The 9,598-nt window shown below is 68.5% G+C and carries 6 protein-coding genes and 2 pseudogenes; 6 read left to right on the top strand and 2 right to left on the bottom strand.

Annotated elements, in window-relative coordinates; translation table 11 throughout:
• Positions 1–266: 266 nt before the first annotated feature.
• The 6 genes from ABT115_RS30345 (at position 267) to ABT115_RS30320 (ending at position 8,680) form a co-directional block, all read left to right on the top strand.
• Positions 267–2,222: a 2-oxoacid:acceptor oxidoreductase subunit alpha gene (locus ABT115_RS30345; RefSeq protein WP_351796580.1), complete on the top strand. Its 1,956-nt coding sequence runs from the start codon at positions 267–269 to the stop codon at positions 2,220–2,222.
• Positions 2,215–3,273 carry a 2-oxoacid:ferredoxin oxidoreductase subunit beta gene (locus ABT115_RS30340; RefSeq protein WP_351796577.1) on the top strand — a complete coding sequence of 353 codons (1,059 nt, stop codon included), beginning with the start codon at positions 2,215–2,217 and terminating at the stop codon, positions 3,271–3,273. Before ABT115_RS30345 ends, ABT115_RS30340 begins: the two co-directional genes overlap by 8 nt.
• 280 nt (positions 3,274–3,553) lie before the next feature.
• Positions 3,554–5,509: an APC family permease gene (locus ABT115_RS30335; RefSeq protein WP_351796574.1), complete on the top strand. Its 1,956-nt coding sequence runs from the start codon at positions 3,554–3,556 to the stop codon at positions 5,507–5,509.
• A 216-nt stretch (positions 5,510–5,725) separates the two neighbouring features.
• Complete coding sequence (rarD, locus tag ABT115_RS30330) at positions 5,726–6,712, top strand: EamA family transporter RarD (RefSeq protein ID WP_351796571.1); 987 nt, start codon at positions 5,726–5,728, stop codon at positions 6,710–6,712.
• An 85-nt stretch (positions 6,713–6,797) separates the two neighbouring features.
• Positions 6,798–8,363: an FAD-dependent monooxygenase gene (locus tag ABT115_RS30325; RefSeq protein WP_351796568.1), complete on the top strand. Its 1,566-nt coding sequence runs from the start codon at positions 6,798–6,800 to the stop codon at positions 8,361–8,363.
• Between the two features lie 56 nt (positions 8,364–8,419).
• A complete protein-coding gene (locus ABT115_RS30320; RefSeq protein WP_351796565.1) occupies positions 8,420–8,680 on the top strand; it encodes a hypothetical protein in 261 nt (86 codons plus the stop codon).
• 199 nt (positions 8,681–8,879) lie between these two features.
• Here the strand turns inward: ABT115_RS30320 and ABT115_RS30315 are convergent.
• Both ABT115_RS30315 and ABT115_RS30310 read right to left on the bottom strand, forming a co-directional pair.
• Positions 8,880–9,044, bottom strand: a pseudogene (locus ABT115_RS30315) (ABC transporter permease); the annotation flags it as partial.
• 27 nt (positions 9,045–9,071) lie between these two features.
• A pseudogene (locus ABT115_RS30310) lies at positions 9,072–9,338 on the bottom strand (ATP-binding protein DrrA1-3 family domain-containing protein); the annotation flags it as partial.
• Positions 9,339–9,598 lie beyond the last annotated feature (260 nt).

Genomic DNA, 9,598 nt, shown 5'->3' with positions numbered 1-9,598 from the left:
GTCTGGTGCGTGCGCACCAGACGCCCCCGGCAACCGGACGGGACTTTCGAAACACGCCCTAGGACCAAAGAATGAGTGCACAGCGTCTTCACCGAACGACTGGGGGGCTTGCGAAACATGACAAACCGGTATCAAGTCGCGTCTCAAAACAACGTCCACCATATGATCGATCCAGGGAAGGCGACCCTTACCGACGTAGGGTGGGCCTTGGGACCGCCGGTGGGCCGGCGGGTCCCGAGCCGCCGCCCCGAGGGAGGTCCAGTTCAGTGACCAGCCAGGTCAGTAGCCCAGCCGAACAGGCCGATGAGGCCAGCGAGGCGCTCGTCGAGGGGCAGCGTGCCCTCCGTTCCGATCACACGGGCGTCGGCGAGAAGGAGATCCGCCGCCTGGACCGGGTGATCATCCGCTTCGCGGGTGACTCCGGAGACGGTATGCAGCTCACCGGTGACCGGTTTACCTCGGAGACCGCGTCCTTCGGGAACGACCTCTCCACGCTGCCGAATTTCCCCGCCGAGATCCGCGCCCCCGCAGGCACCCTGCCGGGGGTTTCGTCGTTCCAGCTGCATTTCGCCGACCACGACATCCTGACGCCGGGCGACGCCCCGAACGTCCTGGTCGCGATGAACCCGGCCGCTCTCAGGGCCAACATCGGCGATGTGCCGCGCGGCGCCGAAATCATCGTCAACATTGACGAGTTCACCAAGCGCCCGATGGCGAAGGTCGGCTACGAGACCAGTCCCCTGGAAGACGGCTCACTGGAGGCGTACAACGTCCACCCGGTGCCGCTGACCACGCTCACGATCGAGGCGCTGAAGGAGTTCGGGCTCTCCCGCAAGGAGGCCGGACGCTCGAAGAACATGTTCGCGCTCGGGCTGCTCTCCTGGATGTACCACCGGCCGACCGAGGGAACCGAGGCGTTCCTTCGCGCCAAGTTCGCCAAGAAGCCACAGATCGCCGAGGCGAACGTGACGGCGTTCCGCGCCGGGTGGAACTTCGGGGAGACAACGGAGGACTTCGCGGTCAGCTACGAGGTGGCACCCGCCTCGCAGACCTTCCCGACGGGCACGTACCGCAACATCTCCGGGAACCTGGCACTTTCCTACGGGCTGATCGCCGCGGGCCGGCAGGCCGATCTACCGCTCTACCTGGGCTCGTACCCGATCACCCCGGCCTCCGACATCCTGCACGAACTCAGCAAGCACAAGAACTTCGGCGTACGCACCTTCCAGGCCGAGGACGAGATCGCGGGCATCGGAGCCGCACTGGGCGCCGCGTTCGGCGGATCACTCGCGGTGACGACGACGTCCGGGCCCGGAGTAGCCCTGAAGTCGGAGACCATCGGACTCGCCGTCTCCCTCGAACTGCCGCTGATCGTCATCGACATCCAGCGCGGCGGCCCGTCCACCGGCCTGCCCACCAAGACCGAGCAGGCCGACCTGCTCCAGGCGATGTACGGACGCAACGGCGAGGCCCCGGTCCCGATCGTGGCCCCGAAAACCCCCGCCGACTGCTTCGACGCCGCACTCGACGCCGCCCGGATCGCACTGACGTACCGCACCCCGGTGTTCCTGCTCTCGGACGGCTATCTCGCCAACGGTTCCGAGCCATGGAAGATCCCTGAGATCGACGAACTCCCCGACCTGCGCGTCCAGTTCGCCACCTGCACGAACCACCGACTGGCCGACGGCACCGAAGTCTTCTGGCCGTACAAGCGCGACCCGCAGACCCTGGCCCGCCCATGGGCCATCCCCGGCACCCCCGGCCTCGAACACCGCATCGGCGGCATCGAGAAGCAGGACGGCAGCGGCAACATCTCCTACGACCCCGCGAACCACGACCTCATGGTTCGCACCCGTCAGGCCAAGATCGACGGCATCGAAGTCCCCGACCTCGAAATCGACGATCCGGGCGAGACACGGACACTCGTCCTCGGCTGGGGCTCCACCTACGGCCCCATCACCGCCGCCGTCCGCCGGCTGCGCGCCGCCGGACAGCCCATCGCCCAGGCCCACCTGCGCAACCTCAACCCCTTCCCGAAAAACCTCGGCGAGGTACTGAAGCGCTACGAAAAGGTCATCGTGCCAGAGATGAACCTCGGCCAGCTGGCCACGCTCATCCGGGCCAAGTACCTCATCGACGCGCGCAGTTACAACCAGGTCAACGGAATGCCGTTCAAGGCCGAACAGCTCGCGACGGCACTCAAGGAGGCCATCGATGCCTGAGACCAATGAACTCCTGCAACTGGTACCAAAGACCGAGGCCAAGCAGTCCATGAAGGACTTCAAGTCCGACCAGGAAGTGCGCTGGTGCCCCGGCTGCGGTGACTACGCCGTCCTCGCCGCCGTACAGGGCTTCATGCCCGAACTCGGCCTGGCGAAGGAAAACATCGTCTTCGTCTCCGGCATTGGCTGCAGCTCCCGCTTCCCGTACTACATGAACACCTACGGGATGCACTCCATCCACGGCCGCGCCCCGGCCATCGCCACCGGCCTCGCCTCCTCCCGCCGCGATCTGTCCGTCTGGGTCGTCACCGGGGACGGCGACGCACTGTCCATCGGCGGCAACCACCTCATCCACGCCCTGCGCCGCAACGTGAACCTGAAGATCCTGCTCTTCAACAACCGGATCTACGGACTCACCAAGGGGCAGTACTCCCCCACGTCCGAAGTAGGCAAGATCACCAAATCAACGCCCATGGGCTCGCTCGACGCCCCCTTCAACCCGGTGTCCCTGGCCATCGGCGCGGAGGCCTCCTTCGTCGCCCGCACCATCGACTCCGACCGCAAACACCTCACAAGCGTGCTGCGCGCGGCGGCCGACCACCCGGGCACGGCGCTGGTCGAGATCTACCAGAACTGCAACATCTTCAACGACGGCGCCTTCGAGGTCCTCAAGGACAAGGACCAGGCGCAGAACGCGGTCATCCGGCTGGAGCACGGACAGCCGATCCTCTTCGGCGCGGACGACGACAAGGGCGTCGTCCGCGACCCGGCCACGGGTGACCTCGAGGTCGTCACCGTCACCGAGGAGAACCGGTCGCAGATCCTCATCCACGACGCCCATGCCGCCAGCCCCACCACGGCCTTCGCACTGTCCCGGCTCGCCGACCCCGACACCCTGCACCAGACCCCCATCGGGGTACTGCGCAGCGTCGACCGGCCGGTCTACGACACGCAGATGGCCGAACAGCTCGACACCGCCGTCGAGAGAGACGGCAAGGGCGACCTCGCCGCACTCCTCGCGGGCAACGACAACTGGACGGTCGTCGGCTAAGGGCTGTCCCGTAATCCGTGGTAGATCAGCGCGCAGCGTCAGATGCGGTGCATCGCAAGGCGGAGGGACGTCCGCATACTCGATGTATGCGGACGTTCCGACAACGCGGCGAGGTGCCGTAGCTGTCGTCGCGCGCCCGCCAGGGATTACGGGACAGCCCTTAGCGGAACATCGGCCGACGGCACCCCCAGGGGTACTTCGAATCGCCGGACGGGCTGAATTTCGGCCCGTCCGGCGATTGCGGCCAGGGGTGCGGCCGGCCACCGCGCACCATGTGGCCATGACCCTCGACCGCCCCGCGTACCGCATCAAGCGGCGTCTGCTCGGCAGAGCGCTCACCACCCAGCGCATCAGCGAGGAGAAGCTGAACAACCGGACGGCACTCGGGGTGCTCGCCTCCGACTGCATCAGTTCGTCCGCGTACGGCTCCGAGGAGATGCTCCGGGTTCTCGTACCCGTCGTCGGCGCCGCCGCGTTCACGCTGCTCATGCCGGTGACCGGCGCGATCCTGCTCGTACTGCTGCTTCTCACGCTCTGCTACAGCGATGTCGTGATGATCTACACCCGAGCGGGCGGGTCGTACGTCGTCGCCCGCGAGAACTTCGGGCCCAATGTCGCGCAGATCGCCGCCGTGGCGCTGCTCGTCGACTACATCGTCACCGTCGCCGTGCAGGTCTCGGCCGGTACCAACGCCCTGATCTCGCTCGCCCATCTCGTCGGCGAGAACTTCACCGGGCTGGACCATCTCCAGCTCCCGGTCTCCGTCGCCGTCATCGTGCTGCTCGCGTACGGGAATCTGCGCGGGGTGCGCGAGGCGGGCCGGGCCTTCGCGCTGCCCGCCTACCTCTTCATGACCGCCGTCGGCCTGGTCCTTGCCGTCGCGGCGGTGCGCGGGCTCACGGGCGAGCTGCCGCACGCCGATCTGCACGCCGCCGGGGTCGTGCCGCTCGGCACCCCGGGCAACGGCTGGCTCTACGGCGCCTCGCTCTTCATCGTGCTGCGCTCGTTCGCCAACGGCGGCTCGTCCCTCACCGGGCTCGAAGCGATCTCCAATGGCATCTCCACGTTCCGTGAACCTCAGGGCCGCAACGCCCGCCGCACCCTCATCGCCATGAGCACAGTGCTCGGCATCCTCGTGCTCGGTGTCTCCACGCTGGCGCACTTCACCCATGCCGTGCCGTACATCGACGGCACACCGACCGTCATCGCGCAGGAGGCCCATCTCGCGTTCGGCAGCGGGCCGCTCGGTACGGCCGGGCTGATCTTCGTACAGCTGGCGACCGCGCTGGTCCTCTACACCGGCGCCAACACCCCGTTCACCGGCTTTCCCTACCTCGCGAGTTTCGTCGCCAAGGACCGGTTCCTGCCGCGGGTGCTCACCCGGCGCGGGCACCGGCTGGCGTTCTCCAACGGCATCATCTCGCTGGCCGTCGTCTCCCTGGCGCTGCTGCTGGTGACCGGCGCCAGCGTGGACAGGCTGGTGGCGCTGTACGCGATCGGCGTGTTCACCGCCTTCACCATGGCCGGGGCCGGCCTCACCGCGTACCACCTGCGGCGCCGGGAGCCGTACCGCAGGCTCAAGATCACGGTCAATGGGCTCGCCGCGGTCAGCTCGGCCACCGTGGTGCTGATCTTCGCCGTCACCAAGTTCACCGAGGGCGCCTGGCTGGTCGTGGTGGTCTTCCCGCTCGGGGTCTGGGCGCTGACGCGGATCAACCGCGAGTACCGCCGCGAGGCAGCAGTGCTGCAGAGCATCCAGGCTCCGGGCGCCGACCGCCCGCGCTTCCGCCGCCATCTGGTCTTCGTCCTCGTCGAGACGCTCGACCTGGCGACACTGAAGGCCCTGCGGTACGCGCATGAGCTGCGCCCGGACGACATCCGGGCGGTGCACTTCGCGATCGACGAGGCGTACGGCCGACGGCTGGCCGCCCGGTGGGAGGCGACGGCCGCCACCTCCGTCTCCCTGGAGCTCGTGCAGTGCCCGGACCGGCGGCTGCGCCATGCGATGAAGGAGCTCGCGTCCCGCACCACGGAGGACGGGGACACCTGGCTCACGGTGCTGGTCCCCCGGCGGACGTACACCAACGTGCTCGGAAAACTGCTGCACCGGGGCACGGGTGAGCAGATGGCGAGAACGCTGGCGCAGCTGCCGCATGTGGCGGTCACGATTCTGCCGTTCGATGTTTCGCGGGCGCTGCGGACGCTGGAGGAGGGGCGCGCGCCTCAGCCGGACTGACGACGCAGCTCAGGAAGGGGAAGCCTGCTGCCTCTGCGCGTCGTACGTGTCGCGCGCCGCGACTTCCGGCCGACGAGCACAAGGTCACCGTGCAGCCGCACCTCACGGGCCCCATGTCATGAACGTATGGCGATACGGCTATGACATGGCGTCCTCCCGACGCTACCGTCGTGCAGTCGGCGGAGCAGTTGACACGAAGACATGCCGGGAGGGCCCGTGAAGGGGACAAATGAACAACGGGCCGGACTGCTGTCCGGTATCGGCGCATACGGCCTGTGGGGGATCGTCCCGCTGTTCTGGCCGTTGCTGAAGCCCGCCGGCGCGATCGAGATCCTCGCCCACCGCATGGTCTGGTCCCTCGGGGTCGTCGGCATCGCACTGCTGGTGCTGCGGCGCTGGTCATGGATCGGTGAGCTGATACGGCAGCCGAAGAAGCTCGGCCTGATATCGGTCGCGGCGGCCGTGATCACGGTCAACTGGGGTCTGTACATCTGGTCCGTGAACAACGGCCATGTCGTCGAGGCATCGCTCGGCTATTTCATCAATCCGCTGGTCACCATCGCCATGGGCGTCCTGCTCCTCGGTGAACGGCTGCGCCCCTTGCAGTGGGTGGCGGTCGGCACCAGTGTCGTGGCGGTGTTCGTGCTGGCGATCGGTTACGGACGGCCGCCGTGGATCTCGTTGACGCTGGCGTTCACCTTCGCGACGTATGGCCTGGTGAAGAAGAAGGTCGACATGGGCGGCCTGGAGTCGCTCGCCGCCGAGACCGCCGTGCTGTTCGTACCGGCGCTCGGCTATCTGCTGTGGCTGGGTGCGCAGGGCGATTCGACGTTCACCTCCGAGGGTCTCGGTCATTCGGCGCTGCTGGCCGCGACTGGTGTCGTCACGGCCGCGCCGCTCGTCCTCTTCGGGGCGGCGGCGATCCGTGTACCGCTCTCCACGCTGGGCCTGCTGCAGTATCTGGCGCCGGTCTTCCAGTTCGTCCTCGGCATCCTGTACTTCCACGAGGAGATGCCACCGGAGCGGTGGGCGGGGTTCGCCCTGGTGTGGCTGGCGCTCACGCTGCTGACGTGGGACGCGTTCCGGACGGCGCGGCGGACGAGGGCGCAGGCGCAGACTCGTGCGGCGCAGCTGGCGGAGCAGCAGAATCCGACGGCCGGGGATTCCGCTTCGTCTTCCTCCGTCGCAGCCCCGGCGAAGTGACCGGCACCCGCACCGATACTCAGTTGCTTTTTTAACTCAGTTGCGTTTTTCTGGGGGCCCACGGAACCGCAACCGAGGAGTCCGCATGCCCACAGCCGCACCCACCACCCAGGTACTGATCGTCGGCTCGGGTCCGACCGGCCTGACCCTGGCCTGCGATCTGGCCCGGCGCTCCGTCGACGTACGCATCATCGAGAAGTCCACCGGCTTTCCGCGCAGCTCGCGGGCCAAGGGCCCCAACCCCCGTTCCCTGGAGGTCCTGGACGACCTCGGCGTCGTCGACAGGGTCCTGGCCGCGGGCTCGGCACCGCTGCCCATGCGCAAGTACCGGAACGGGCTGCCGATCGCCGACGCCGACCCGTTCGAGACCTCGCGCCCGACGCCGGACACCCCGCACGACCGGCCGTGGCTGATCGCCCAGTGGCGGCTGGAGGAGATCTTGCGGGACCGCCTGGCGGAGTACGGCGTACACGTCGAACTCGGCGCGGAAGCGACCGGGCTGACGACGGACCGCGACTCGGTGACCGTCGGGCTCGCGGACGGCCGGAGCATCGGGGCGCGGTACGCAGTGGGCTGCGATGGCGCCCACAGCCCGGTGCGCAAGCTGCTCGGCATCCCGTTCGAGGGGAAGACGAACGAGGAGCAGGTGATGGTCTGCGGGGACGTGGAGGTGGACGGCCTCGACCGCGGCTACTGGCACCAGTGGTTCGACGAGGACGGCGCCGTGATGCTGTGCCCGATCCCGGGTACGCGGTCGGGCTGGTGGTTCCAGGCGGGGCCGGAGCGGGACCGTGCCGGCGCCCCCGTACCGCCCTCATTGGAAAGCTTCCGGTGGCTCTTCGCCAAGCACACCGGACTGCCGGGCACCCGTCTGACGCAGGCCACCCTGCTGTCCACGTACCGGGTCAACGAGCGCATGGTCGACCGCTACCGGGTGGGCCGCGTGCTGCTGGCCGGGGACGCCGCGCATGTGCACTCCGTCGCGGGCGGACTGGGCATGAACACCGGGATCCAGGACGCGTTCAACCTGGGATGGAAGCTCGCCCGGGTCGTCACCGGCCAGGCGGATCCCGGCCTGTTGGACACGTACGAGGAGGAGCGGCTGCCCGTGGCCTCCTGGACGCTCGGCATCACCTCCGAGCGGCTGCGGGTCACGCTCGACGCGATCCGGCAGCCGGGCGGCGGCCTGGACGCGGCGGTCACCGGGGAAACCACGGGCCTCGGCCTGGGCTACCGCTGGAGCTCACTCTCCCCCGCTGGCTCCACCACCCGCCTGCGAGCGGGCGACCGCGCCCCGGACGCCCCCTGCCGCAACGCCGGAACAGGCCTGCCGACCCGCCTGTTCGAGGCGTTCGCCGGACCGCACTTCACCCTGCTGGGCTTCGGCCCGGGCACGGCGGACGCGCTACGGGCGACGGAGGCGGCGTACGGCGACGCGGTGCAGGCGTACGGGGTGGACGCGGGCGGCCCCGCCGATCTGGCCGACGATGCGGGCCACGCCCGCACGGCGTACGGAATCGAGCCAGGCACCGACACCCTCGTCCTGGTCCGCCCGGACAACCACGTGGGACTGATCGCCCCGGCGGCGGACAGCCAGGCCGTCGGGGCCTACATGGACCACCTGAGCGGTACGGCATTCAGGCGGCTCTGAGCGCGTCGCACCGGGCAATCCCGGAACTACCACAGGCTTATATTTTCCTGACATTTATGAGCCGATCCACATGCACGTCCGGGAACTCCCGCGTGCTCCTGCGCACCGCCACCGCGGCCCTGTCCACGCTGTCCTTCCTGGTCTTCGGAACCTCACCCACCGCCCAGGCGAATGCCGGCGTGGACCGGGTCCGCCCGTCCGGCCCCGATTCCCCGCACCGCGTCCGCACCACCGAGGCGCACCCGCAAAAGCACTTCCCCGCCCCTTGGTCAGCCGAGCGCGCCGACGCCCCAATCGCAGTGAACTCGGCGATGTGATCATTCGGTGAGCCTAGGCGCGTTTGAGCCAATCCTTGTTGACAGTTCATCACCGGAAGTCGAACAATACTGAGGCGGAAACGGAACGTACCGTGTCGTGTCGTTCCTGCTGCTCGCACCGTTCGTGCCGTTCGTGCCGCGACGAGCCGATCGGGGGACGGCTCGCCCGGCCGACGGCACGAGTGCGATGCGCCGTGCGTCAGGCGGTGATGTCCTTCGCCGTGAAGCGGGCCCAGGCCGCCGAGCCGAACACTGCCGCGTACAAGCCCTGCAGTCCCAGGTTCTTGACCACCTCGTCCCAGTACAAGGGGTCGCGCAGCAGGTCCGCGTACGACATCCAGTAGTGCGGGCAGCGGATTGGGTGCCCCTGCCCGCCCCTACGATTGCGGCTTCAGCCTGCAACATCGAAACCCTCTCCGGTGAGTGCGACAAAAGCATCCTCCAATGAGGCCCGTTCGACGCCGAAGGACCGCAGGCGTACGCCGGCATGCACCAGCGCCGCACTGAGGTCCGCGAGTTCGACGTCGCCCGGCGGGACCTCGGCGCTCACCCGGTCGCCATCGACCGTGATGCCGGTGACGCCCAACTCCTTGAGGGCGCGGGTGGCTTCACCTGGGTCGGGGGTGGTGACGGCCAGCCGGCCGCGCACCCCTGCCGCCGGGAACGCTGAGGTCGAGGCCGTCGACCGCGAGTTGGCCGCCGCGGTACCGCTTGGCGAGGCCCCGCGTCTCGATCACAGCCCCGGACTCGGTCACCGCCCTCGGCTCGGTCAGGGTCCCAAGCTCTGTCATACGTACTCCCCGTGACTCCTCCCCCCCGGATAAATCCGGGGGGCTTCTCCTGTCGGTGGCTAGGCCACGTCGGGAAGGGCCAGCCCGGCCCTGAGTGCGACGTTCCATGCGCCTACCCGGTCCGCGT

The sequence above is a fragment of the Streptomyces sp. NPDC001832 genome (assembly GCF_040297265.1).
Taxonomy (GTDB): domain Bacteria; phylum Actinomycetota; class Actinomycetes; order Streptomycetales; family Streptomycetaceae; genus Streptomyces.
This window is presented reverse-complemented; position numbering and strand designations above follow the sequence as displayed.